This is a genomic window from Pseudomonas sp. GM25, assembly GCF_000282255.1.
GTDB lineage: Bacteria > Pseudomonadota > Gammaproteobacteria > Pseudomonadales > Pseudomonadaceae > Aquipseudomonas > Aquipseudomonas aphyarum.
In genome coordinates this window covers 1-25048 of the sequence record NZ_AKJQ01000010.1, presented here as the reverse complement: position 1 = coordinate 25048, position 25048 = coordinate 1, and the positions used below count along the sequence as shown (strand labels likewise).

Genomic DNA, 25048 nt, shown 5'->3' with positions numbered 1-25048 from the left:
CCGTGGCCACCTACTCGCTCGTTATCCGCCGCCTGATGATCGTCTCGCTGACCATCGTCGTCAGCCGCGCCATCACCAGTCCGTTGCTCACCCTGTTCTTGAGCAACAAGCTCGGCCTCAACCAACAGGACGTCGGGTTGCTGCTGGGCATCGCGGTGTTCATCGCCACCCTGCTTGCGCTGTACGGCGGCTACATCATCGACCGGCTCGAGAAGCGTCGGTTACTGATTCTGGCGATGCTCTCCAGCTCCATCGGTTTCGTGCTGCTGACCTTCGCCAAAGACCTGTACCTGACGACCGCCACCCTGGTCATCACCGAAACCGCCTCGGCGCTGTTCCTGATCGGCTCAAAAGCAATCCTCAGTGAAAACCTGCCCATGAGCCAGCGGGCCAAGGCGTTTTCCCTGCGCTATACGCTAACCAACATCGGCTACGCCACGGGCCCGATGCTCGGCGTGGTGATCGCCGGGGTCTACCCGATTGCGCCGTTCCTGATTGCTGCCGGCATCGCTTTCGGCAGCATCTTCCTGATGATCGGTATTCCCAGGGACGCCAGCCCCGTCGCCGCCATCGGCCAGCCGCAAAGCTTTCTGAAAACCCTGATCACCCTGAAAAACGACCGCACGCTGATCATGTTCACCTGCGGTTGCCTGCTCAGCACCGTGGTTCACGGCCGCTTCACGTTGTACCTGTCGCAATACCTGCTGGTGGTCGAAGACTCGCAGCGCGCCCTGCAAACCATGGCCGCCCTGCTCGCCTGCAACGCCATCGCGGTGATCCTGCTGCAATATCAGATCGGCCGCTTTCTGAACCGGGAAAAACTGCGCTACTGGATCGCCGCTGGCACCAGCCTGTTCATCCTCGGTTTGATCGGCTTCAGCCTGGCGGACAGCCTGGTGACGTGGTGCATCGCGATGTTCATCTTCACCCTCGGCGAGATGATCATTTACCCGTCGGAATTCCTGTTCGTCGACACTCTGGCCCCGGAAGAACTGCGCGGCAGCTATTACGGCGCGCAGAATCTGGCGGCGCTGGGTGGCGCGCTGAGTCCGGTGATCTGCGGCTTCCTGCTGATGCATACGCCGGCGCCGACCATGTTCTATGCCCTCAGCGCATTGACTGCGATGGGCGGCTTCCTGTGTTTCATGAGCGGGCGCCGCGTGGCTTTACTTCATAAATAATGCACTGAAACTGCATTTATATGAATTTGTCAGCATCGTGAATGATTGGCACACTGTGCGCGTTCCTCCCCCAATAGTTGGAACACTTCGAAGGACTTTCCGCGTTTACGGACAAGTCCTTTTTTTTGCCCCGGATTTCGCAAAGGATCGATTCTGCATGCTCGCTCGCTGGTTGCCCGCCGCCATCAACACCCGTCCCACCGAATGGAGCCGCGCCGCGATCGGCATGGCCCTGGGCACGTTGTTCAGCGTGTGGGCGTGCAGTCAGGTGTTTGGCATTGAAGTGGCCTACCACCTGATCGGCCCGTTGGGCGCCTCGGCGGTGCTGCTCTTCGCCGTGTCCTCCGGCGCCCTCGCCCAACCGTGGTCGATCATCGGCGGCTACCTGTGCGCGGGCGTCGTCGCGTTGCTGGTGGCCCACGTCCTCGGCCGAACCTTGGGCAGCGCGTGCCTCGCCGCAGGCATGGCGCTGATCCTGATGTGCTGGATGCGCTGCCTGCATCCACCGGCCGGCGCCGTGGCGTTGACCATGGTGCTGGCCGACCCGATGACCATCGCCATGGACTGGAAAGCCCTGGAACCGGTGATGCTTAGCGCCACGTGCCTGCTGCTGGCCGCACTGGCCTACAACAACCTCACCCGCATCCGCTACCCGAAACGCCCTGCCGAACCGGCGCCGGCCGTGGCACCAGTGGATATTCAGTCCATCACGGCCGAAGATCTGAAACTGGCACTGGCCGATATGGAGGCGTTCATCGATGTCACGCCGGAGGATCTGGAGCAGTTGATTCATGCCAGTGAACTGCATGCCAAACGGCGCAGCATTGGCCAGGTGTTCCGCTGAGTCCAGAGCCTGTCCCTGTCAGCGTTGTCGATTGAAAAGAAGCCGCGATCCCGTGCATTTGGCCTAAGGTAAAAATGCAGACAGCCCGTGCACATATCCCCGTTGTACACGGCAAATTTGCACTGTTACGATCCGGTAACGCTCGCGCGCGAGCTTCTCGAATAAAGACAATAAAAGCAGGGAGTTAGTGATGACTGCTCAGGCTTCATCCCCGCGGACTTCGTCCATGGATGCCACGCCACACGAAGTGTTGGCCGAGGTTCGCAATCACATCGGTCATCTGACCCTCAACCGCCCCGCCGGCCTCAATGCCCTGACCCTCGACATGGTGCGCCAGCTCCAGCAACACCTGGACGCCTGGGCCGCCGATGCCGATATCCACGCGGTGGTGCTGCGCGGTGCCGGCGAGAAAGCCTTCTGTGCCGGTGGCGACATTCGATCCCTGTACGACAGCCATAAAAGCGGCGACACGCTGCACGAAGATTTCTTCGTCGAGGAATACGCCCTCGACCTGACGATCCACCACTACCGCAAACCGGTGCTGGCGCTGATGGACGGTTTCGTTCTCGGCGGCGGCATGGGTCTGGTGCAAGGCGCCGATCTGCGGGTGGTCACCGAGAAGAGCCGTCTGGCAATGCCGGAAGTGGCCATCGGGTATTTTCCGGATGTCGGCGGCAGTTATTTCCTGCCGCGCATTCCCGGCGAGCTGGGGATTTATCTGGGCGTCAGCGGCGTGCAGATTCGTGCGGCGGATGCGCTGTATTGCGGGCTGGCCGACTGGTATCTGGACAGCAGCAAACTCGGCACCCTCGACGAGCAGCTCGATCAGTTGCAATGGCACGACACGCCGCTTAAAGACCTGCAAAGCCTGCTGGCCCGCCACGCCGTGCAAACCCTGCCGGATGCCCCGTTTGAAGCCTTGCGCCCGGCCATCGACCACTTCTTCGCCTTGCCTGATGTGCCGAGCATCGTCGAGCAACTGCGCGCCGTGACCGTCGCCGACAGCCACGAATGGGCGACTACCACCGCCGACCTGCTGGTAACCCGCTCGCCGCTGGCCATGGGCGTGACCCTGGAAATGCTCCGTCGCGGCCGCCATCTGAGCCTGGAACACTGCTTCGCCCTCGAACTGCATCTGGATCGCCAGTGGTTCGAACGCGGCGACCTGATCGAAGGCGTGCGCGCCTTGCTGATCGACAAAGACAAATCACCACGCTGGAACCCGCCGACCCTCGCCGCGCTACACGCCGAGCACATCGCGAGTTTCTTCCACGGTTTCGAAGAGAGCGGGAGCTGAGCCATGCACGATCTCGAATTGACTGAAGACCAGGTAATGATCCGCGACATGGCCCGGGACTTTGCCCGCGGCGAAATCGCGCCCCACGCACAGGCCTGGGAAAAGGCTGGCTGGATCGATGACGCCCTAGTGGCGAAGATGGGCGAACTCGGCCTGCTGGGCATGGTGGTGCCGGAAGAATGGGGCGGCACCTACGTCGACTACGTGGCCTATGCGCTGGCGGTGGAAGAAATTTCCGCCGGTGACGGCGCCACCGGCGCGTTCATGAGCATCCACAACTCGGTGGGCTGCGGGCCGGTGCTCAACTACGGCAGCGAAGAACAGAAACAGACCTGGCTGGCGGATCTGGCCAGCGGCGCAGTGATCGGTTGCTTCTGCCTGACCGAACCCCAGGCCGGCTCCGAAGCGCACAACCTGCGCACCCGCGCCGAACTGCGCGACGGGCAATGGGTAATCAACGGCGCCAAGCAATTTGTCAGCAATGGCAAGCGGGCGAAACTGGCGATCGTGTTTGCGGTGACCGATCCGGATCTGGGCAAGCGCGGGATCTCGGCGTTCTTGGTGCCGACCGATACGCCCGGTTTCATCGTTGATCGCACCGAACACAAGATGGGCATCCGAGCTTCCGACACCTGCGCGGTGACGCTGAACAATTGCAGCATTCCTGAAGCGAATCTGCTGGGTGAACGCGGTAAAGGCCTCGCGATTGCCCTTTCCAACCTTGAAGGCGGGCGCATTGGCATTGCGGCGCAAGCATTGGGCATCGCCCGTGCGGCGTTTGAAGCGGCGCTGGGTTACGCCCGTGATCGGGTGCAGTTCGGCAAGGCGATTGTCGAGCACCAGAGCATCGCCAACCTGCTGGCGGACATGCAGATGCAGATCAACGCGGCACGCTTGATGATCCTGCACGCGGCGCGGCTGCGCACGGCGGGTAAACCGTGTCTGTCGGAGGCTTCGCAGGCCAAGCTGTTTGCTTCGGAAATGGCCGAGAAGGTGTGTTCGTCAGCGATTCAGATTCATGGCGGGTATGGGTATCTGGAGGATTATCCGGTTGAGAAGTACTACCGGGATGCGCGGATTACCCAGATTTATGAGGGGTCGAGTGAGATACAGCGGATGGTGATTGCTCGGGAGTTGAAGAACTATCAGCTCTAAAAGCATCGCCAGCAGGCTGTCTCCCACAGGGATTTGTGTAATCACAGATCCAATGTGGGAGCCAGCCTGCTGGCGATAGAAGCGCCGCGTTACTTGCCCTGGAATTCAGGTGGCCGCTTGGCCACAAACGCCGCCATCCCTTCCTTCTGATCCTGCGTCGCAAACGCCGCATGGAACACCCGGCGCTCGAAGCGCACGCCTTCAGTCAGGTTCACTTCGAACGCGCGGTTGACGCTTTCCTTGACCATCATCGCAATCGGCAGCGATTTGCTGGCGATCACCGCCGCCACTTTCAGCGCCTCATCCAGCAACTCGGCACTCGGCACGATCCGCGCGACGATGCCGCAGCGCTCGGCTTCCACCGCGTCGATCAAACGACCGCTCAGGCACATTTCCATGGCCTTGGCCTTGCCCACGGCGCGGGTCAGGCGCTGGGTGCCGCCCATGCCCGGCAGCACGCCGAGGTTGATTTCCGGCTGGCCGAATTTGGCGTTGTCGCCGGCCAGGATGAAGTCGCACATCAGCGCCAGTTCACAGCCGCCACCCAGGGCAAAACCGTTGACCGCCGCGATGATCGGCTTGCGGCGGTTGGCCACGCGATCGCTGTCGCTGAACAGGTCGTCCATGTAGATCTGCGGGTAGGTCAGATCGGCCATTTCCTTGATGTCGGCGCCGGCGGCGAAGGCTTTGGTCGAACCGGTGATGACGATGCAGCCAATGTTCGCGTCGGCTTCAAAACCATCGAGCGCGCGGTTCACTTCGCTGACCAGTTGCGCGTTGAGGGCGTTCAGCGCCTGCGGGCGATTGAGGGTGATCAGGCCGACGCGGCCATGGGTTTCCAGCAAAATCGTTTCGTAACTCATGTGCAGATTCCTTCTCAAAGATTGCGCGAAATGACCATGCGCTGAATGTCGCTGGTGCCTTCGTAGATCTGGCAGACCCGCACGTCGCGGTAGATGCGCTCCAGCGGGAAGTCGTTGAGGTAACCGTAACCGCCGAGGGTTTGCAATGCCATGGAGCAGACCTTCTCGGCCATTTCCGAAGCGAACAGCTTGGCCATCGACGCCTCGACCAGCGCCGGCTGGCCGCTGTCGCGCAGCGCGGCGGCGTAATGCACCATCTGCCGCGCCACGGCGATCTGGGTCGCCATGTCCGCCAGGCGGAACGCCACGGCCTGGTGCTCGATGATTGGTTTGCCGAAGGTGTCACGTTCACGGGCGTAATCACGGGCCGCTTCGAACGCGGCGCGGGCCATGCCCACCGATTGCGAAGCGATGCCGACACGGCCGCCTTCAAGGTTGGCCAGGGCGATCTTGTAACCCTCGCCCTCCTCGCCCAACCGGTTTGCCACTGGCACTTTCACGTCTTCGAACAGAATCTGGCAGGTGTCCGAGGCGTGCTGGCCGAGTTTGTCCTCGATGCGGGCGACTTTGTAGCCCGGCGAGTCGGTCGGCACGATGAAGGCGCTGATCCCGCGCTTGCCGGCGCTCGGGTCGGTGACCGCAAACACAATCACGATCCCGGCGTTCTGCCCGGAGGTGATGAACTGTTTGCAGCCATTGAGCACGTAGTGATCGCCTTCCAGCCGTGCGCGGGTTTTCAGGCTGCTGGCGTCGGAACCGGCCTGCGGTTCGGTTAGTGCGAAAGCACCGAGCATCTCGCCGCTGGCCAACGGTTTGAGGAAGCGCTCGCGCTGGTCGTCGTTGCCGAACTTGAGGATCGGCACGCAACCCACCGAGTTGTGTACGCTCATGATCGTCGAGCAAGCGCCGTCGCCGGCGGCGATTTCTTCCAGGGCCATGGCGTAGGCCAGGTAACCGGTGTCGCAACCGCCCCACTGCTCCGGCACCAGCATGCCGAAGAAGCCCAGCCCGGCCATTTCGCCGATGGCTTCTTTCGGGAAGCGGTGCTCGCGATCCCACTCGGCGGCGAACGGTTTCAGCCGTTCCTCGGCAAACTGCCGGGCCATGTCGCGGATTTGTTGTTGGTCGTCATTGGGAATCATGGCAAATCCTTAACTCGGGTTCAGACGCACTCGACAGCCATCGCCGTGGCTTCGCCGCCGCCGATGCAGATCGCCGCGACGCCGCGTTTCAGGCCTTTCTGGCGCAGGGCCGAGAGCAAGGTCACCAGAATCCGCGCGCCGGAGGCACCGATCGGGTGACCGAGGGCGCAGGCGCCGCCGTGGATGTTGAGCTTGTCGTGAGGGATTTCCAGGTGGGTCATCGCCGCCATGCCGACCACGGCGAAGGCTTCGTTGACTTCAAACAGATCGACCTGATCCAGCGACCAGCCGGTTTTCTTCATCAGTTTCTTGATCGCGCCAATCGGTGCCACCGGGAACAGGCCCGGGGTGTCAGCGAAGGCGGCGTGGCCGTGAATCACCGCCAGCGGTTTCAGACCCTGTTTCTGCGCTTGCGACTGACGCATCAGCACCAGCGCCGCTGCGCCGTCGGAGATCGAGCTGGAGTTGGCTGCGGTCACGGTGCCGCCTTCGCGGAACGCCGGTTTCAGCGAAGCGATCTTGTCCAGTTTGGCTTTTGGCGGCTGCTCGTCGTTGCTGATCACAACCTGTTCTTTGCCAACGGTCACGGTCAGCGGAACGATCTCGGCCTTGAAGCTGCCGTCCTTGATCGCCTGCTGGGCGCGGGTGGTCGAGGCGATGGCGAAAGCGTCCTGAGCCTCGCGGCTGAAGTCGTTGGTTTCAGCGCAATCCTCGGCGAAGGTGCCCATCAGACGGCCCTTGTCGTAGGCGTCTTCGAGGCCGTCGAGGAACATCGAATCCAGCACCCGGCCGTGGCCCATGCGGTAGCCGGCGCGGGCGCGATCCAGCAGGTACGGCGAATTGGACATGCTTTCCATGCCGCCGGCGATCACCACATCGGCGCTGCCAGCCAGCAGCATGTCGTGGGCCAGAATGGTGGTTTCCATGCCCGAACCGCACATCTTGTTGACCGTGGTGCAGCGGGTGGATTTGTCCAGCCCGGCGCCCAGTGCAGCCTGACGCGCAGGCGCCTGGCCGAGACCGGCCGGCAGTACACAGCCGAACAGCACTTCATCGACCGCATCGGCGGCAACACCGGCACGTTCAACCGCAGCCTTGATCGCCGCCGCACCGAGTTGTGGCGCGGTCAGGCTTTTCAGTTCGCCCTGAAAACCGCCCATCGGGGTGCGGACGGCGCTGACGATGACAATCGGATCGTTGGAGATGGTCATGGGAAATCCTCCTTACTTGGCGGCCATGCGCAAGGCACCGTCGAGACGGATCACCTCGCCGTTGAGCATGCTGTTTTCAATGATATGCCGCACCAGCGCGGCGTACTCGGCCGGTTTGCCCAGACGCGGCGGGAACGGCACGCCGGCGGCCAGCGAGTCGCGCACTTCCGGGGTCATGCCGGCCATCATCGGGGTTTCGAAAATGCCCGGGGCGATGGTCATCACGCGGATGCCGAAGCGCGCCAGTTCGCGGGCGGCAGGCAGCGTCAGGCTGGCGATCGCGCCTTTGGATGCAGAGTACGCCGCCTGGCCGATCTGACCGTCGAACGCCGCAACCGACGCGGTGTTGATGATCACACCGCGTTCGCCTTCGGCGTTGGCTTCGCTTTCGGCAATCGCCGCCGCTGCCAGACGCAGCATGTTGAAGCTGCCGATCAGGTTGACGTTGATCACCTGCGCGAAACTGGACAAGGCGTGCGGGCCGCTCTTGCCGAGGATCTTCTCGCCGCGAACGATGCCGGCGCAGTTCACCAGACCATTCAGGCTACCGAAGGCTTTAACGGTCGCTTGCACGGCGGCTTCGGCGGCGGCTTCGTTGCTGATGTCTGCCACTACGCTCTGCGCACCGAGGCGTTGGGCCTGAGCGGCGACGGCGTCGGCGTTCATGTCCACCAGCATCACTTTGGCGCCGGCGTTCACCAGCAATTCAGCGGTGGCGGCACCCAGGCCGGACGCGCCGCCGGTGACGATAAAAACCTTGTTCTCGATCTGCATGACTGTTTCCTTGGATTCAAGCTGAAACGTTGTGCACCGCGGCCTCTTGAGCCTTGGCGATTTCCTGGTTGCGCAAGATGAAGCGCTGCAATTTGCCGCTCGGGGTTTTCGGCAACTCGCTGACAAATTCGATTTCACGGGGGTACGAATGCGCGGCCAGACGCTTGCGCACGTGTTGGCGCAGCTCTTCGGCCAGCGCCGGTTCGGCGCGGTATTGCGGGTTGAGCACGACGAAGGCCTTCACCAGTTCGGTGCGCTCCGGATCGGGCTTGCCGACCACCGCCGCTTCGACCACCGCCGGGTGTTCGATCAGTGCGCTTTCCACGTCGAACGGGCCGACCCGGTAACCGGAAGTGGTGATCACGTCATCGCTGCGGCCGACGAAGCTGATGCTGCCGTCCGGGTTCCACTCGACGGTGTCGCCGCTCAGGTAGTAATTGCCGACGAAGGCTTTGGTCGGCGCGCCTTCATACCCGGCGAACCAGCACATCGGCGACTGCGTGCGGTCGATGGCGAGGATGCCGGGCTGGCCGACGCCGAGTTCGTTGTACTGATCGTCAAGCACCACGATCCGCTGGCCCGGCGAAGCAAAACCGGCAGCGCCGAGGTGGATCGGGTGTTCGAGGCCGTGGTGGTTGCACAGGACCATGCCCAGTTCGGTCTGGCCGTAATGGTCGTGAATGACCACGCCGAGGTTGTCGGCGAACCAGCGGATCACTTCCGGGTTCAACGGCTCGCCGGCGCTGCTGACGATGCGCAGCTTGCCCTTGATCGACTTGGCGAACTCGTCGCCGCCGGCAATCAGCAGGCGATACGCCGTGGGCGAACCGGTGAGGTTGGTGATGCCGTACTTGTTGATCACCCGGCAGGTGCTTTCGAGGGTGAACGGGCCATCGTAAAAGGTGATCGGGTGGCCCATCGACAACGGACCGGTCACACCGAAATAGATGCCATAGGCCCAGCCCGGATCAGCGACGTTCCAGAACGCATCTTCCGGGCGCAGATCCACGGCATCGCGGGTGTAGCTCTGGAACGCCACGACGGCCTTGAGCGGCACCGACAGCGCTTTCGACGGCCCGGTGGTGCCCGAGGTGAACATCAGCAGGAATGGGTCTTCGCCTGTCAGCATCACAGGTTCGCAGACATTTGAATGGTTGGGCAGCTCGGCCCAGAAACTGAAATCGCCACGGACGATGCCCTGGCCTTTCGGACCGCCAACGGTGACCAGCGTCGGGCAATCGGCGACTTCGCTGAGTTTTGGCCGGTTGGCGGCGTCGGTCACCACGACTTTGGCACCGGAGCTGTTCAGGCGATGCTCGAGGGCTTTGGGGCCGAACGCGGTGAACAGCGGTTGATACACCGCGCCGATGCGCCAGGTGGCGAACACGGTGATCAGCAATTCGATATTGCGCGGCAGCAGGCCGGCGACCTTGTCGCCCTTCTGCACGCCCTGGGCGAGAAGGAAATTGGCGAAACGCGCGGCTTTGTCCTGCAGGTCGCTGAAGGTGTACGTCGCACTGGCGCCGTCGCGGCCTTCCCAGAACAGCGCGATGCGTCCCGGCAGCGCGTGCCGGTCACAACATTCGACGCAGGCGTTGAGCGCCTCGAGCGTGCCGCTGAGCGCGGCGTCCACGGTGTGCTGATAATCAAACTGTGCGGTGGCAGACAAGTAATCGCGCATTGCCAGAATCCCTCTGTTCTTATTAGGTTGGGGAACCGTAAACAACAGAGGAATACTCGCGCCATGCGGGGTGCGGGGCAATGGTCAAAGCCATCAAGATGGATGACTGGTTTGGCCAAGGTTTGCGTGGAATCGAGGATCAGACCGCTTCGTTGAGGATCAAGCTGCGATAGTGCCCAGGATTGGTCCCCGACCACTTGCGAAACGCCTTGTAGAACGAACTCGCATCGGAAAACCCCAAGCGGGTGGCGATCTCTGCAAAACTGATCGAAGGCTCCGCCAGCCAGGTGATCGCCAACTCCTTGCGCACACTGTCCTTCAGCCCCTGATAAGTCTGCCCTTCTTCAGCCAGACGCCGGCGCAGGGTCGACGCCGACATGCACAATTGCTGGGCCAGCGCATCGGTTTCCGGCCAGTGTTCAGCAGATAATTGCCGCAGATCCTGCTTGATCCGGCTCGCAAGGCTTTCCGGGTCGCGGTACTTCACCAGAATGTTGGCCGGGGCATGGGCCAGAAAGCGCTTCAATTCCTCGGCGCTGCGCTTGATCGGCAGATCCAGCACGTCAGCGGCGAAGATCATCCGCGTGCGCGGCCGGTCGAAACGCAGGTTTTCCGAGAACATCACCCGATAGTCATCACAGAAATCCGGCGCCGGGCAGCGCAGCTCGATGGCCAGGATCGGAATCCGCCGCCCCGCCAGCCAGCACGCCACACCGTGGACGATCATCCAATACGTGAAATAGGTGAAGGCGCGGCGCGGTTCCGGATCGTCTTCCAGCAGCACGATTTCCGCCAGACTCTGCTGATGCACCAGTTGCGCGGGCATGCGTTCGAGCATCAACGACAGGAAATTCAAACCGGTGCTCAGCCCCGCAGCCAGGTTCGGCTGGGCCATGGCGCTGCGGCAGAGGAATTCCAGGCTGCCGGATTTCAGCTTGCGCGGGTCCATGCCAAAGAATTCGTCATCGCCGCGTCGCGCCAACAGGCGCCATAACCGCGCGTACTGGCTGGCCGGCACGCGCGCGTCATCGGTGGACAGCAGCGCCGGATCGATCCCGACCTTGCTCAAGACTTCTTCCGTGGCCACGCCCGGGGCACAACTTTGCAGCAGTGCTTCGCGCACCAGTTGAATGGCGATGGTGTCTTTTTCCGACATGGAACGCGCGCAATCCTGTTGTTGTTCGAGTGGCGGGCATCTTAGCGCAGCTGGCTGGGCGACGTGGATGTTCAGAGTCGTTCAGCTGAGGTTCAGGTAAATGTCAATGGATGCCATGTGAGAATGACTTTCATTATGTTACAACTTGTAACCTCATTTCGTTACACAGTGATCGTCGAATGCTCGTTCCCTTTTTGATCATGTTGCGCGAAGGCATCGAAGCCGCGCTGATCGTTGGCATCATCGCCAGCTACCTGCAACAGACCGGCCGTGGCCAGTGGATGCCGGCGGTGTGGATCGGGGTGTTTCTCGCCGCCGCGCTGGCCTTGCTGGTCGGCGGTGGCCTGGAACTGGTCAGCGCCGAATTCCCGCAAAAGCAGCAGGAACTGTTCGAAGGCGTGGTCGGCCTCGTCGCTGTGGGGATTCTCAGTTCGATGGTGTTCTGGATGCGCAAGGTGGCGCGTTCGATCAAGCATTCGCTGCAAGCCTCCCTCGATCATGCGCTGACCGCGTCGAAGCATCAGGTCATCGCGCTGATCGCCATGGTGTTTTTCGCCGTGGCTCGGGAAGGTCTGGAAACCGTGTTCTTCCTGCTCGCCGTGTTCCAGCAGAGCGAAGGCCCGGCCGCGCCGATCGGCGCCCTGCTCGGCCTGATCCTGGCGATCATCGTCGGCTTCCTGATCTACAGCGGCAGCATGCGTCTGAACCTGTCGGCGTTCTTCCGCTGGACCGGGCTGTTCATCCTCGTGGTCGCCGCCGGGATTCTCGCCAACTCGGTGCAGGCGCTGCATGAAGCCGGGGTGTGGAACCACCTGCAAACCGTGCTCTTCGACTTCAGCGCGACGCTGCCGATGGACGGCCCGCTGGGCTCGGTGCTGGCCGGCATGTTCGGTTATCAGGACGCACCGACCGTCAGCACCCTCGGCGCGTACCTGATTTATCTGCTGGTGGCGCTGGTGATGTTCTTCATGCCTGCCCCCAAACCCGCTGCCCAATCGTCTTCTGTTTCCAGCCAATAAGGGCCTTCATGTCAAAGCCTAATATTCCTCAGGCCTCGCCTCCCCGCGCCTTGCGCTGGGCGGTGGCCGGTTCGGTGGTCGTGATGATCGCCGCCGGTGGCCTGTTCTACTACGCCTCGAAAATGGCCGCCGCCAAACGTCAGCACAATCATGACGAAGTGGTGGTGAACATCCATCCGCACAGTTGCGAGCCGAACGCCCTCACCGTACCGGCCGGCCGCGCCAGTTTTCGCATCGTCAACCGCTCCGACCGGGCGGTGGAATGGGAGATCCTCGACGGCGTGCTGGTGATCGAAGAACGCGAGAACATCGCGCCGGGCCTGAGCCAGGTGATCAACGCCAACCTGCAACCCGGCGATTACGCCATCACCTGCGGCCTGCTGAGCAACCCGCGCGGCACCCTGCACGTGACGCCGACCGCCGCTTCGGATGCCGCCGCCAAGGCCAAGCCGTCGATGGTTGCCTTCGTCGGGCCGCTGTCGGAGTTCCGCGTCTATCTGGCCAGCCAGGGCAGCGCGCTGATCAAAGCCGTGACGGCGCTGAATCAAACCATCGACAGCGGCGATCTGGCACAAGCCCAGGCTTTGTATTTGCCAGCCCGCGCCGCGTACCAGCGCTTGGCCCCCGCCGCACAACGCCTGGCCGAGCTGGACAACAGCATCAACGCCCGCGCCGATTACTTCGAAAAACGCGAGCAGGATCCGGCCTTCGTCGGCTTCCACCGCCTCGAATACGCTCTGTTCCAGCAACGCAAACTCGACGGCCTGACGCCCATTGCCCAGGGCTTGCTCGACAACGTCACCACGTTGAAACAACAGCTGCTGGCCCAGTCGCTGCCGCCGGAGCAACTGGTGGAAATCGTCGTGCGCAACCTCAACACCCTCGCCGACGTGCGCGCCGCCAGCGGCGAAGAGGAACGCTACAGCCACAGCGATCTCAACGGCTTCGCGGCCAATCAGGAAACCGCGCACAAAGTCGTCGAACTGCTGCGCCCGCTGCTGAGCAAATCCGCCGCCGACCTGCTGCCGAAAATCGACGGCGCGCTGGCTGATTTCGATACCACGCTGAACGGCTTCAAGGTCAAGGACGGCTACGCCAGCTACGACACCGTCAACGGTGAGCAACGCAAGCAGATCGCCGACAAGGCCAAGGCTCTGGCCGACGCCCTCGACGCCATTGATCCCGCCCTCGGCCTCTCCGGCCTGTAAGCAGAAGACGAATACCGATGAACGATTCCGAACACTTCAACCTGCAACGTCGCCGCGTATTGATGGGCATGGGCGCCGCCGGTGTCGCACTGGCCGGCACGGCGTTGAGCTGCCCGGCGATGGCCGCCGCGCCTGCGCAAGTCACCGAAGCACCGAGCAGCGACAAGACCCAGGATCACCATGACTTTCATGGCGTACACCAGAGCGGCATCGTCACCCCGCGCCCGGCGGCCGGCATGCTGGTGTCGTTCGATGTGCTGGCCAGCGACCGTGAAGACCTGGAGCGTCTGTTCCGCACCCTCAACGAGCGCATCGCGTTCCTGATGAAGGGCGGCCCGGTGGCGCAGATCGATCCGAAGTTGCCGCCGCCGGATTCCGGCATCCTCGGCCCGGTGGTCACCCCGGACAACTTGACCATCACTGTGTCGGTGGGCGAATCGCTGTTCGACGAGCGTTTCGGCCTCGCGTCCGCCAAACCCAAGCGCCTGATCCGCATGGTCGGTTTCCCCAACGATGCGCTGGAAGCCGATTGCTGCCACGGCGACCTGAGCCTGCAGTTCTGCTCCAACACCGCCGACACCAACATCCACGCCCTGCGCGACATCGTGAAGAACCTGCCGGACCTGCTGCTGGTGCGCTGGAAACAGGAAGGCAGCGTGCCGCCGCAAGCCCCGGCCAAATCCGGTGTGCCGGCGCAATCGGCGCGTAACTTTCTGGGTTTCCGTGACGGTTCGGCCAACCCTGATTCCAACGACGGCAAAGCCATGGACCGCATCGTCTGGGTGCAACCGGGCAGCGACGAACCGGCCTGGGCGGCCCACGGCAGTTATCAGGCGGTGCGGATCATCCGCAACTTCGTCGAACGCTGGGACCGCACGCCATTGCAGGAACAGGAAAGCATCATCGGCCGGGTCAAAACCACCGGCGCGCCGATGGGCGCCAGCCATGAAACCGAAGTCCCGGATTACAGCAAGGACCCGGAAGGCAAGCTGACCAAGCTCGACGCGCACATCCGCCTGGCCAACCCGCGCACCGCCGCGAGCCAGGCCAACCTGATCCTGCGCCGACCGTTCAACTATTCCAACGGCGTGAACAAGAACGGCCAGCTCGACATGGGCCTGCTGTTCATCTGTTACCAGGCCGACCTGGAAAAAGGCTTCATCACCGTGCAGACCCGCCTCAATGGCGAGCCGCTGGAGGAATACCTCAAGCCGGTCGGCGGCGGTTACTTCTTCACCCTCCCGGGTGTCACGGGCGACAAGGACTTCATCGGTCGCTCGCTGCTCAACGCTACCCAACCAAAAACAACTGCATAGCATTCAACAGGAGCCGCCCCCATGAAAAAGACGCCACTCGCGTTATTGCTGACCCTTGGTTTGCTCAACACCCCGCTGTCGGCGTTCGCCGCGACCGCGCCTCTGGATCTGGTGGGGCCGGTGTCGGACTACAAGATCTACGTCACCGAACAACTGGATGAACTGGCCAGCCACACCCAGCAGTTCACCGACGCGGTGAAAAAAGGCGACCTGGCCACCGCGCAGAAGCTCTACGCGCCGACCCGCGTTTTTTATGAGTCGATCGAGCCGATTGCCGAGCTGTTCAGTGACCTCGACGCCTCCATCGACTCCCGCGTCGACGACCACGAGCAAGGCGTGAAAGCCGAAGACTTCACCGGTTTCCACCGCATCGAATACTCGCTGTTCTCGGAAAAGAGCACCAAGGATCTCGACGCCCTGGCCGATGGCCTGAACAAGGACGTGAAAGACCTGCAGACCCGCGTCGCCGGCCTGACATTCCCGCCGGAAAAAGTCGTCGGCGGCGCCGCTGCGCTGCTCGAAGAAGTTGCCGCGACCAAGATCTCCGGTGAAGAAGACCGCTACAGCCACACCGACCTCTACGACTTCCAGGGCAACATCGACGGCGCGAAGAAAATCGTCGACCTGTTCCGTCCGCAGATCGAGAAGCAGGACAAGGCCTTCGCCGCCAAAGTCGACAAGAACTTCGCCACCGTGGACAAGATCCTGGCCAAGTACAAGACCAAGGACGGTGGTTTTGAGACTTACGACAAGGTGAAGGACAACGACCGCAAGGCGCTGGTCGGCCCGGTCAATACCTTGGCCGAAGACCTGTCGACGTTGCGTGGCAAGCTCGGTCTGAACTGAGTCCGCGCATAAAAAAATCCCCCGGACGCGTGCTGCGTTCGGGGGATTTTTTGTGGGCCGGTTTTAGAGAATGCGATAGAGCAACCGCTCGACCCGCACCCGGCTTACGCGCTTGAGGAACTTGGCCACGCCCGCCGGATAGTCTGGCAAGGCTTCCAGGTCCTGGAAACGTGCAATCCGCGTGGTGTGAACGAAGATGTTCTCCAGCTCCGCGCGGCGCGGTTCCAGCCACTCGCCTTTCGGGTCATCGATCAGCAAGGCGTTTTCCAGATCGAGACGGAAAGCCCGCGGGTTGAGGTTGTTGCCGGTCAGCAGCGTGTAGCGCTGGTCGATCCACATGCCCTTGAGGTGATAGCTGTTGTCGCCTTCACGCCACAGGTGCAGGTTCAACTGGCCGCTGTCGATGTTGCGCTGATGCCGCTTGGCGAAACGGCGCAGGCTGATCTCGTAGAGATACGGCAGCGCGGCGATCACCTTGAACGGCTCGCTCGGCGGAATGTAGAAGTCGTTGGCGGTCTTGTCGCCGACCACGATGTCGATCTTCACGCCGCGCGCAAGCGCCCGGTTGATCTCGCGGATCACGCCGAGCGGCAGATTGAAGTACGGCGTGCAGATAGTCAGTTGCTTCTGGGCGCTGGCGATCAGCTCCAGAATCACCCGGTTCAGCGGGTTGTTCTTGCCTACACCGAGCAACGGACTGACCGACAGGCCGGTATGCGCCGTGCTGCCGGCACTGGTGTCGTAGGCCGCATATTTGAGGCGGCTGCGCAGGTCGCCGATGTCGTTGCGCAGGCTGCGGGTGGTCGGCAGGTTCGGCAGGTCCAGGCGATGCACCGCTTTCGATTCGATCAGGCCGTGCTTGACCAAGTGGTGCATCGAGTCCGCCAGTTCGCGGCTTTGCAGCACGTGATAACGGTCGAAGCGGTACTTGTCGAACTTGTGCAGATAGACGTTGTTCAGGCTCGCACCGCTGTAGACCACGCAATCGTCGATCACGAAGCCTTTGAGGTGCAGCACGCCGAACAGCTCGCGGGTTTGCACCGGCACGCCGTAGACCGGCACCACGCTCTGGTGGGTGCGGGTCATTTCCTGATACCACGCCGAGTTGCCCGGCTGTTTGCCGGCGCCGATCAAGCCACGCTGGGCCCGCAGCCAGTCGACGACCACCGCGATTTCAAGCTCGGGACGCTTGAGTTTGGCGGCGTGCAAGGCATCGAGAATTTCCTGGCCGGCTTCATCGTTTTGCAGATAAAGCGCAACGAGGTAGATGCGCTGGGTCGCCTGGGCGATTTTTTCCAGCAGGCAACGGCGGAAATCGGCGGCGCCGGGCAGGATCGTCACGGCCTCGGCGGTCAGCGGAAAGCTGCGCAGTTTGGGCAGCAGAGAGCGTTTGAAAAGCAACGGCATAGGGCTCGCAATGGGTCGAATCCGAAGAACCCGAGAGCTTACACCATCAACTCCTTCGGGTCTTGTGAGTGTCTGTAATGACTGATCGTTACCGCGCTCTTGAATGATCGTTCCCATGCTCTGCGTGGGAATGCAGCCCGGGACGCTCCGCGTCCCTTCCAGAGCTGGAACGCGGAGCGTCCGTTGAGGCATTCCCACGCGGAGCGTGGGAACGATCAATAAAAAACATTTGACCAAGGAGAACGATCGTTCTACTGTTCGCCACATGAACGAAATCACAAGCAACGACACGACCCGAGACATCATTCTGGATGTCACCGAAAAGTTGATCTACAAAAGTGGCATCGCTGCCACCGGCATGGATCTTCTGGTGAAAACCGCCGGTGTTTCCAGAAAGAGTATCTACCGCTACTTCGCCAACAAGGAGGAGTTGACCGTCGCCGCCCTGCAACGCCGCGACGTGCGCTGGATGCATTGGTACAGAAGCGCCGTCGATCAGGCCGAAACCCCGGCCGATCGTCTGCTCAACCTGTTTACCGTGCTCAAGGGCTGGTTCGCCTCGGAAGGTTTCCGGGGCTGCGCCTTCATCAACACCAGTGGCGAAACCGGCGATCCCGAGGATCCGGTGCGCCTGGTCGCCAAAGACCACAAACAGAAACTGCTCGACTACCTGTGCGAGCTGTGTACCGAACATGGGGCCGAGGACCCGCAACTGTTGGCCAAACAGCTGCTGATCCTGATTGACGGCGCCATTACCGTAGCGCTTGTGATGGGTGATCACAGTGCCGCCGATAATGCGCAATGCATGGCGCGAAAGTTATTGGACCTGTAACGCCTTAATAAGCCTGACAAGTTGTTTAACTGTTAACAGATCGGGAGACAAACATGTCTACTGCAGCCGAAGTTCGTCCGCCATTGCCACCGTTCAACCGTGAATCGGCCATTGAAAAAGTTCGTCTGGCCGAGGATGGCTGGAACTCCCGCGACCCGGAGCGCGTGTCGCTGGCCTACACCCTGGACACCAAATGGCGCAACCGTGCCGAATTCGCCAACAACCGCGAAGAAGCCAAGGGTTTCCTGACCCGCAAATGGGCCAAGGAACTGGATTACCGCCTGATCAAAGAACTCTGGGCCTACTCCGACACCCGCATCGCCGTGCGCTACGCCTACGAATGGCACGACGACTCGGGCAACTGGTTCCGTTCCTACGGCAACGAAAACTGGGAATTCGACGAACACGGCCTGATGTTCCAGCGCTACGCCTGCATCAACGACATGCCGATCAAGGAAAGCGAACGCAAGTTCCACTGGCCGCTGGGCCGCCGCCCGGATGATCATCCGGGACTGTCCGAGCTGGGTCTGTAATTCAGCCGCCGATCCTTCCTGCAGATTGTGCAGGAAGGGTCTTCAGGCCACTTCGGCGCTGTGCTGCAGCGCTGGTTTGGCTTCCAACTCCCGCACCAAAGGCAACACTCGCTTGCCGAAATACTCCACCTCTTCCTGAAAGTGCAGGAACCCCGCCAACACCAGATCCACACCCACCGCTTTCAACGCCACGATCCGCTCGGCAATCTGCTGAGGCGTGCCGATCAGATTGGTCTTGAAGCCATCGTTGTACTGCACCAGATCTTCAAAGGTCGATTTCGCCCAGTTGCCCTCGCCCTCCGGCGACGCCCTGCCCGCCTGTTTCGCCGCATCACCAAAGGCATTCACCGCTTCCGGGTCAGCCTGATCGATGATCTGCGCCAGCACCGCTTTGGCTTCCTCTTCGGTATCCCGGGCAATGACAAACGCATTCACCCCGATTTTGACTGAATGATGGTTCGCTGCCGCTTTGGCGCGAATGTCGTCGACCTGGGTCTTGATGCCCTCGACGCTGTTGCCATTGGTGAAATACCAGTCCGACACCCGTGCCGCCATGTCCCGCGCGGCACGGGAACTGCCACCCTGAAAGATTTCCGGGCGGCCCAGCGGTTTAGGCTTGAGGCTGTAGTTGTCGAAACGATAGAAATCGCCACGGAAGGTGAAGTTGTCCTGGCTCCAGATCCCTCGCAGCGAACGGATGAACTCTTCCGAGCGACGATAGCGCTCGTCGTGCTCCAGCCAATGCTCGCCAATCGCCTGGAACTCGCCCTTGAACCAGCCGCTGACGATGTTCACCGCAATCCGGCCGTTGGTGAGTTGATCGATGGTCGCCAACTGTTTGGCCGCCAGCGCCGGTTGCCACGGGCCGGGCAAAATGGCGGCGATGACTTTGAGCTTGCTGGTGGCAGCGAGCAGCGCGTGGCTGAAGGCAACCGATTCATGCTGGAACTCGGCGCCGTAACCGGCGGTGAAGCGGATTTGCGTCAAGGCGTATTCGAAACCCGCCGCCTCGGCCAGTTGCGCCAACTTGCGGTTGTAGTCGATGCCCCAGTCGGTGCGTTGTTCGATCTTGCTGACCACCAGCCCACCGCTGACGTTCGGCACCCAGTAGGCAAATTTCACGGCTTGCTGACTCATTGGCGTGTCCTCGGGACAGTTGATGAAGGTGAGTGAGCTAGAGCAGCAAGCGTGCCAGCCCCTGAAGCCCGGTTTTATTGGGGCTTCCGGCAATCGGCATGCATGGTGAGAGGGTGATTTGTTGTTAGCGTGTTGGGTGGGCAACAGTTGGGATTTGAAGTGGCTGGACCCAAGCTATCGCGAGCAGGCTCGCTCCCACAGTGGGAATGCATTCCAATGTGGGAGCGAGCCTGCTCGCGATAGGGCCTTATGGGTCGCCGCAACACTTGGAAATGAGTAACATGACCACCCTCCCCGCAGCCCTGTTCTGCGCCCTGCCGAAATAAGCCGATTCCATGCCTTTCGAACTCAGCGTTGACCTCACCACCCTGGCCGTTCTGGCCCTTGTCGCTTTCATTGCCGGATTCATCGACGCCATCGCCGGCGGTGGCGGTCTGTTGACCACGCCTGCGTTGCTCACCGCCGGCCTGCCGCCGCACCTGGTGCTGGGCACCAACAAACTGAGTTCGACCTTCGGTTCGGCCACCGCCAGTTTCACTTTCTACCGACGCAAGCTGTTTCACCCACGGCAGTGGATGCACGCCATCGTCGGCACGCTGGTCGGTGCGCTGACCGGCGCCGTCGTCGCCCACTATCTGCCGGCCGAATGGCTGAACAAGATGCTGCCGGTGATCGTCTTCGCCTGTGGCCTTTACCTGTTGTTTGGCGGCACGCCGAAAGCGCCGCTGGACAGCGACGCACCGATCAAGAAGAAGTGGCAATCGACCCAGGGCTTCAGCCTCGGTTTCTACGACGGCGTGGCCGGCCCCGGCACTGGCGCGTTCTGGACGGTCAGCAGCCTGCTGCTCTACCCGATCGATCTGGTCAAGGCCAGCGGCGTGGCGCGCAGCATGAACTTCGTCAGCAACATTGCGGCGCTGTCGGTGTTCGTGTTTTCCGGGCAGGTGGACTGGATCATCGGCCTGAGCATGGGCCTGTCGGTGATGGTCGGCGCCTTCTTCGGGGCGCGCACCGCGATCAGCGGCGGCGCCAAGTTCATTCGTCCGGTGTTCATCACCGTGGTGCTGGGGTTGACCGTGCGTCTAGCCTGGCAGCACTGGTTCAGCGTGGCCTAAGCGCCGCGCCACGTAGACGTCGATCAGGTAACGGGCAATCGATTTGGATGCCGGCAACGGCGGCAGATCGTGCACGTTGAACCACTGGGCGTCTTCGATCTCGTCTTCCTGGCAGACAATCTCGCCACCGGCGTATTCGGCATGGAAGCCGAGCATCATCGAGTGCGGGAACGGCCAGCACTGGCTGCCCATGTACTGAATGTTCTTCACCTCGATCTGCACTTCTTCGCGCACTTCGCGAATCAGGCAATCCTCGGCCGACTCACCCGGTTCGGCAAACCCGGCCAGCGTGCTGTAGACCCCGGTGACGAAACGCGGTGAGCGCGCCAGCAGGACTTCATCGCCACGGGTCACCAGCACGATCATGCTCGGCGAAATCCGCGGATAACTGCGCAGGTCACAGGGCTGGCAATACATCGCCCGCTCCCGCGGCACCTGGGTCATGGCCTGACCGCAATTGCCGCAGAAACGGTGTTCGCGCGCCCAAGTACCAATCTGCGCCGCATAACCCAGCACTTTGTAGATCGTGTGATCGCCGTCGAGCATGAACGCCCGCAGGCCTTTCCAGTTGCACCCCGGCACCTCGCTGGTGCTGCGCAGTTCCAGCAGATACACCGGCTCGCCATCGAGATGACCGATACCGTGCTCGGCAAGGACCGACAAGTCCTGACGCTTGAGCCATTCCCGGGGGAACAGCGCGCCGTTGTCATCGAACAGGAAACCCTCGGGGCTGCGCGCCACGGCCCAGCCGCCGGGTTGATCTGTGTCCAGTACTGCAGTGGTCCAGCGAGATGTCATGGTTTCTCAATCCAGAAATTCGGGTTTCTGTTTGCTCATATGGGCGGCCATCGCCACGCGCAGATCGTTGGATTGCAGCATGGCGGCGTTCCAGGTGGCAACGTACTCGAGACCGTCGTCGATGCGATGGTCGCGCATGTAGCTGATCATTTCCTTGGTGCCGGTGACCGCGATCGGCGACTTGCCGGCGATGTCCCGGGCAATGTCCATCACGCCTTCGATCAGACCGTCCTTGTCGCTGTAGACGCGATTGACCAGGCCGATGCTGCGCGCTTCTTCGGCGCCAAAGGTGCGACCGGTGTAAGCCAGCTCACGCAGCATGCCGTCACCGATGATCCGTGGCAACCGTTGCAAAGTGCCTACATCAGCCGCCATGCCGATATCGATTTCTTTAATAGAGAATTGCGCGTCTTCAGCGGCGTAGCGCATGTCGCAGGCGGCGATCAGGTCGATGGCGCCGCCCAGGCAATAACCCTGGATCGCTGCGAGTACCGGTTTGCGGCAATTGTCGACGGCATTGAAGGATGCTTGCAGGGTCAGGATCTTTTTGCGCAGCAGGCGCGCATTGCGACCGACATCCTTGCCCAGCTCATTGGCCACGCCGGCCAGCATCATCAGGTCGATGCCCGAGGAAAAGTGTTTGCCGGCGCCGCTGAGCACCACCACCCGCACCTCGTCTGTGTCGTCGATCCACTGAAACACCTCGACGATTTCGCTCCAGAACGCGGCGTTCATCGAGTTGATCTTTTCCGGACGATTGATCTGCACATGGGCGATGTTGTCGGCCAGTTCGACGCTGAAGGTGGTGTATTGAGTCATGGCAGAAATCCTTTACCGGGCTGAAAATGAGGCCCGAACTATAACAAGGCATCAGCACGGCGGTTCGGCCAAATGCGGGACTCTAGCCGTTCTTCACCGCGACGAAGGCAGCGGTCTCGTATGGCACCGTCACCACCTCCCTGCCCCGCAGTTGCGGCTCGCTGGCAATCAGTTCAGCAATCTGCTCGTCGATCTTTGCGCGCTGCTGGTCACTCAACGCGGCAATGAAACTGGTGGAGCGCACCCGGTTGAAAATCACATCTTCCGGCGAGCCGGTATGGCCGTGCTGAAAGTGCTGAGCGTGCAACGGCCCGAACGCCGGATGGGGAAAGGCCTTGCGCCATTCGCCGGTGTAGAAGCGCGGCGTGTCGCCTTCCAACGCATTGACGATGGCGTCCAGCTTGGGCACCCAGTCGATCCGGGTGTCGCGCAGGTTCCAGATCAGGCCCAGTTTGCCGCCCGGTTTGAGGACCCGGGCGATTTCATCCAGCGCCTCGGTACTGGCAAACCAGTGAAAGGCCTGCGCGCACACCACCGCATCCACCGAGGCATCGGGCAGCGGCAAATCCGTTGCCGTACCGCTGACGGCCAACACCTGCGGCCAGACCAGCGACAGTTTTTCCAGCATCTGCGCCACCGGCTCCACGGCAATCACCTGGGCGCCGGTCGCCACCAGCCGTCCGGTGAACTTGCCGGTGCCGGCGCCGAGGTCGATAACAGTCTTGTGGCCATCGAGGCCCAGTGTGCCCGTCAGCCATTCGCTGACGGCCGGCGGATAGTCGGGCCGGCCTTTGACGTAGGTATCGGCAGCGGTTTTGTAGCCGCTGGCGGCCGAGTGGTGAACCTGATCTTTCATGGCCAAACTCCCATGGTAGAACTGCAGATCGACAACGAATGCTGACGAGCATAGCGCCGGGAAAAGGGCTTTCCTTTAACAAAGCCTGACAAAGCAATGAATAAATTTTCACCCTGTGGTGTTCAAAGTGAAACATGACCCCCTGTGGAGCCTTGCCCATGACTATCCGTTCCGTTATGTTCGCCGCCCCGTTGCTGGTGGCCGCCGTTTTCGCGAGCCCCCTCGCCTTCGCCAATGGCGATGAAGAGGCGCCGGTGCAGAAACCCAACTGCCCCAAAGGCCAGGTGTTCGACACCAAGACGCAGAAGTGCGTCATGCAGACCAGCCATCTGGTGCCCGACGCCGACCGGACCGATTACGCCTACCGTCTGGCCAAGGCCGGCCGTTATGAAGAAGCCCTGGCCCTGCTCGACACGCTGGAACAACCGAACACCGCCAAGGCCCTCAACTATCGCGGTTACGCCACACGAAAACTGGGGCGCACCGACGAAGGGATCGGTTATTACCTGCAATCGGTGAAACTCGATCCGCAGTACGCGCAAGTCCGCGAGTACCTGGGCGAAGCCTATGTGATCAAGGGCCGCGTCGATCTGGCGCAGGAACAGTTGCAGCACATCCAGAAGATCTGCGGCACGACCTGCGAGGAATACCGGGACCTGGCCGAAGCCATCAACGATTCATCGAAAACCTGACACGACACGCGGAGGCGAACATTTTCAGCGATCAGGCCTTCAGAGCCGAACTCGGGCAACACCTGGTGCGCCTGTGGCGCTACGGCTTGCTGCTGTCGCGCAGCCGGCACGTGGCCGAGGATCTGGTGCAAGCCACCTGCGTACGGGCGCTCGAGCGTTCGGGCCAGTACGTAGCCGGCACGCGCATGGATCGCTGGCTGCTGAGCATTCTGCATTCGATCTGGCTCAATGAAGTGCGCGCCCGCCGGGTGCGCCAGGGCCAGGGTGTGGCGGACGCCGAAAGTCAGCTGACCTTCGATGGTGAATACGCCGCGCAGACTCATGTGATGGCGGCGCAGGTGATCCGCCGGGTCGATGCGCTGCCGGAAACCCAGCGTGAAACGGTTTATCTCGCTTACGTCGAGGGCCTGTCCTACCGCGAAGTTGCCGAGATCCTGCAAGTGCCGATCGGCACGGTCATGAGCCGGCTGGCCACCGCGCGCCTGAAACTGGCCGAATATCCGCCGCTGCAAGCGGTACCAAACAGCCCCGCAGGAGACCGGCAATGAATGCGCCTTCCGACGAGCAACTGGTGGCGTATCTGGACGATGAACTGGACCGCGAACAGCGCAGCCAACTCGACAGCCTCATCGCCGACGATCCGCTGCTGAGTTTGCGGGTGCAATGGCTGAGTCGCAGCAATCTGCCGTTCAAAACTGCCTACGACGAACTGGCGCAACAGGTACCGCTCGACCGTTTGCAGGCCCGGCTCGATGCTGCGCCGTCACCGCAGAAACCCGGTTTCAGCCGACGCTGGTTCATCGGCGCAGCGGCAGCGGGCGTCGCACTCGCCGCCGTCGCGGCGGACCGCCTGTTTCTGGCCTGGCAAATGCAGCAATCGCACAACTGGCGTGAACTGGTGGGCGATTACATGGCGCTGTATGTGCCGCAGACCCTCGAACATCTACCCACCGATGAAGCCTCGCAACTGGCGCAGTTGCGAACCGTCGATGCGCGGCTGGGCGTGAGCCTGTCGCCGGCGAAACTGAAACTGCCCGGCGCGCAGTTCAAACGCGCGCAATTGCTCGAATATGACGGCGTGCCCATCGCCCAGATGACCTGGCTCGACGCCACCCACGGCCCGCTGGCACTGTGCGTCACCCGCTCCAACAGTGGCAGCCAGCCGC

General features: G+C 61.8%; 25 protein-coding genes. 14 read left to right on the top strand and 11 right to left on the bottom strand.

Annotated elements, in window-relative coordinates:
• Window positions 1-2 precede the first annotated feature (2 nt).
• From PMI24_RS03625 to PMI24_RS03610, 4 genes are all read left to right on the top strand, one after another.
• Window positions 3-1181: an MFS transporter gene (locus PMI24_RS03625; RefSeq protein ID WP_007951279.1), complete on the top strand. Its 1179-nt coding sequence runs from the start codon at window positions 3-5 to the stop codon at window positions 1179-1181.
• 157 nt (window positions 1182-1338) lie between these two features.
• Window positions 1339-2025: an HPP family protein gene (locus PMI24_RS03620; protein ID WP_007951278.1), complete on the top strand. Its 687-nt coding sequence runs from the start codon at window positions 1339-1341 to the stop codon at window positions 2023-2025.
• A 190-nt stretch (window positions 2026-2215) separates the two neighbouring features.
• Window positions 2216-3322 (top strand): enoyl-CoA hydratase/isomerase family protein, encoded by a 1107-nt coding sequence (locus PMI24_RS03615; protein WP_007951277.1) that lies wholly within the window; start codon window positions 2216-2218, stop codon window positions 3320-3322.
• A 3-nt stretch (window positions 3323-3325) separates the two neighbouring features.
• The gene (locus tag PMI24_RS03610; RefSeq protein ID WP_007951276.1) at window positions 3326-4477 is read left to right on the top strand and encodes an acyl-CoA dehydrogenase family protein; all 1152 of its coding nucleotides are present in this window, start codon (window positions 3326-3328) and stop codon (window positions 4475-4477) included.
• 89 nt (window positions 4478-4566) lie between these two features.
• On the opposite strand, the gene PMI24_RS03605 is transcribed toward PMI24_RS03610, so the two are convergent.
• The 6 genes from PMI24_RS03605 to PMI24_RS03580 all read right to left on the bottom strand — a co-directional run bounded on the left by PMI24_RS03605 (window position 4567) and on the right by PMI24_RS03580 (window position 11304).
• A complete protein-coding gene (locus tag PMI24_RS03605) occupies window positions 4567-5340 on the bottom strand; it encodes an enoyl-CoA hydratase (RefSeq protein ID WP_007951275.1) in 774 nt (257 codons plus the stop codon).
• Window positions 5341-5354: 14 nt separating this feature from the next.
• Window positions 5355-6482: an acyl-CoA dehydrogenase gene (locus PMI24_RS03600; protein ID WP_007951274.1), complete on the bottom strand. Its 1128-nt coding sequence runs from the start codon at window positions 6480-6482 to the stop codon at window positions 5355-5357.
• Between the two features lie 20 nt (window positions 6483-6502).
• Entirely contained in the window at window positions 6503-7693 is a 1191-nt protein-coding gene (locus tag PMI24_RS03595; RefSeq protein ID WP_007951273.1) for an acetyl-CoA C-acyltransferase, read from the bottom strand.
• Between the two features lie 12 nt (window positions 7694-7705).
• Complete coding sequence (locus tag PMI24_RS03590; protein WP_007951272.1) at window positions 7706-8467, bottom strand: SDR family NAD(P)-dependent oxidoreductase; 762 nt, start codon at window positions 8465-8467, stop codon at window positions 7706-7708.
• Window positions 8468-8483: 16 nt separating this feature from the next.
• Window positions 8484-10148 carry an AMP-binding protein gene (locus PMI24_RS03585; RefSeq protein ID WP_007951271.1) on the bottom strand — a complete coding sequence of 555 codons (1665 nt, stop codon included), beginning with the start codon at window positions 10146-10148 and terminating at the stop codon, window positions 8484-8486.
• A 139-nt stretch (window positions 10149-10287) separates the two neighbouring features.
• Complete coding sequence (locus tag PMI24_RS03580) at window positions 10288-11304, bottom strand: AraC family transcriptional regulator (protein WP_007951270.1); 1017 nt, start codon at window positions 11302-11304, stop codon at window positions 10288-10290.
• Between the two features lie 179 nt (window positions 11305-11483).
• On the opposite strand from PMI24_RS03580, the gene efeU reads away from it, so the two are divergent.
• From efeU to efeO (PMI24_RS03560), 4 genes are read left to right on the top strand one after another with little or no spacing between them, the layout of a single operon-like run.
• On the top strand, window positions 11484-12323 hold the full coding sequence (efeU, locus tag PMI24_RS03575) for an iron uptake transporter permease EfeU (RefSeq protein ID WP_007951269.1): 840 nt from the start codon (window positions 11484-11486) through the stop codon (window positions 12321-12323).
• An 8-nt stretch (window positions 12324-12331) separates the two neighbouring features.
• Window positions 12332-13531 carry an iron uptake system protein EfeO gene (gene efeO, locus PMI24_RS03570; RefSeq protein ID WP_007951268.1) on the top strand — a complete coding sequence of 400 codons (1200 nt, stop codon included), beginning with the start codon at window positions 12332-12334 and terminating at the stop codon, window positions 13529-13531.
• A 17-nt stretch (window positions 13532-13548) separates the two neighbouring features.
• Entirely contained in the window at window positions 13549-14847 is a 1299-nt protein-coding gene (efeB, locus tag PMI24_RS03565; RefSeq protein ID WP_007951267.1) for an iron uptake transporter deferrochelatase/peroxidase subunit, read from the top strand.
• 21 nt (window positions 14848-14868) lie between these two features.
• Entirely contained in the window at window positions 14869-15693 is an 825-nt protein-coding gene (efeO, locus tag PMI24_RS03560; protein WP_007951266.1) for an iron uptake system protein EfeO, read from the top strand.
• 63 nt (window positions 15694-15756) lie between these two features.
• On the opposite strand, the gene pssA is transcribed toward efeO (PMI24_RS03560), so the two are convergent.
• Window positions 15757-17100 carry a CDP-diacylglycerol--serine O-phosphatidyltransferase gene (gene pssA, locus PMI24_RS03555; RefSeq protein WP_007951265.1) on the bottom strand — a complete coding sequence of 448 codons (1344 nt, stop codon included), beginning with the start codon at window positions 17098-17100 and terminating at the stop codon, window positions 15757-15759.
• Between the two features lie 265 nt (window positions 17101-17365).
• Between pssA and PMI24_RS03550 the strand changes: the two genes are divergently transcribed.
• The gene (locus PMI24_RS03550) at window positions 17366-17932 is read left to right on the top strand and encodes a TetR/AcrR family transcriptional regulator (RefSeq protein ID WP_007951264.1); all 567 of its coding nucleotides are present in this window, start codon (window positions 17366-17368) and stop codon (window positions 17930-17932) included.
• A gap of 53 nt (window positions 17933-17985) precedes the next feature.
• Entirely contained in the window at window positions 17986-18465 is a 480-nt protein-coding gene (locus PMI24_RS03545; RefSeq protein WP_007951263.1) for a nuclear transport factor 2 family protein, read from the top strand.
• A 42-nt stretch (window positions 18466-18507) separates the two neighbouring features.
• Here the strand turns inward: PMI24_RS03545 and sfnG are convergent, their stop codons facing one another.
• On the bottom strand, window positions 18508-19602 hold the full coding sequence (gene sfnG, locus PMI24_RS03540; RefSeq protein ID WP_007951262.1) for a dimethylsulfone monooxygenase SfnG: 1095 nt from the start codon (window positions 19600-19602) through the stop codon (window positions 18508-18510).
• A gap of 335 nt (window positions 19603-19937) precedes the next feature.
• Here sfnG and PMI24_RS03535 point away from each other — a divergent pair, with 335 nt between their 5' ends.
• On the top strand, window positions 19938-20717 hold the full coding sequence (locus tag PMI24_RS03535) for a TSUP family transporter (protein WP_007951261.1): 780 nt from the start codon (window positions 19938-19940) through the stop codon (window positions 20715-20717).
• On the opposite strand, the gene nudC is transcribed toward PMI24_RS03535, so the two are convergent.
• The 3 genes from nudC to PMI24_RS03520 all read right to left on the bottom strand — a co-directional run bounded on the left by nudC (window position 20685) and on the right by PMI24_RS03520 (window position 23190).
• On the bottom strand, window positions 20685-21515 hold the full coding sequence (gene nudC / locus PMI24_RS03530) for an NAD(+) diphosphatase (RefSeq protein ID WP_007951259.1): 831 nt from the start codon (window positions 21513-21515) through the stop codon (window positions 20685-20687). The two genes, PMI24_RS03535 and nudC, sit on opposite strands and share 33 nt — an antisense overlap.
• A gap of 6 nt (window positions 21516-21521) precedes the next feature.
• Window positions 21522-22334, bottom strand: coding sequence for a crotonase/enoyl-CoA hydratase family protein (locus PMI24_RS03525; protein ID WP_007951258.1), 813 nt, complete (start codon window positions 22332-22334; stop codon window positions 21522-21524).
• Window positions 22335-22416: 82 nt separating this feature from the next.
• Window positions 22417-23190, bottom strand: coding sequence for a class I SAM-dependent methyltransferase (locus tag PMI24_RS03520; protein WP_007951257.1), 774 nt, complete (start codon window positions 23188-23190; stop codon window positions 22417-22419).
• Between the two features lie 158 nt (window positions 23191-23348).
• On the opposite strand from PMI24_RS03520, the gene PMI24_RS03515 reads away from it, so the two are divergent.
• The 3 genes from PMI24_RS03515 to PMI24_RS03505 form a co-directional block, all read left to right on the top strand.
• Window positions 23349-23882, top strand: a complete 534-nt coding sequence (locus tag PMI24_RS03515) for a tetratricopeptide repeat protein (RefSeq protein ID WP_007951256.1) — start codon at window positions 23349-23351, stop codon at window positions 23880-23882.
• A gap of 62 nt (window positions 23883-23944) precedes the next feature.
• Window positions 23945-24430 carry a sigma-70 family RNA polymerase sigma factor gene (locus PMI24_RS03510; protein WP_081493551.1) on the top strand — a complete coding sequence of 162 codons (486 nt, stop codon included), beginning with the start codon at window positions 23945-23947 and terminating at the stop codon, window positions 24428-24430.
• The coding region (locus PMI24_RS03505) for an anti-sigma factor family protein (protein WP_007951253.1) at window positions 24427-25048 on the top strand (622 nt) is incomplete at its 3' end. The genes PMI24_RS03510 and PMI24_RS03505, both read left to right, overlap by 4 nt.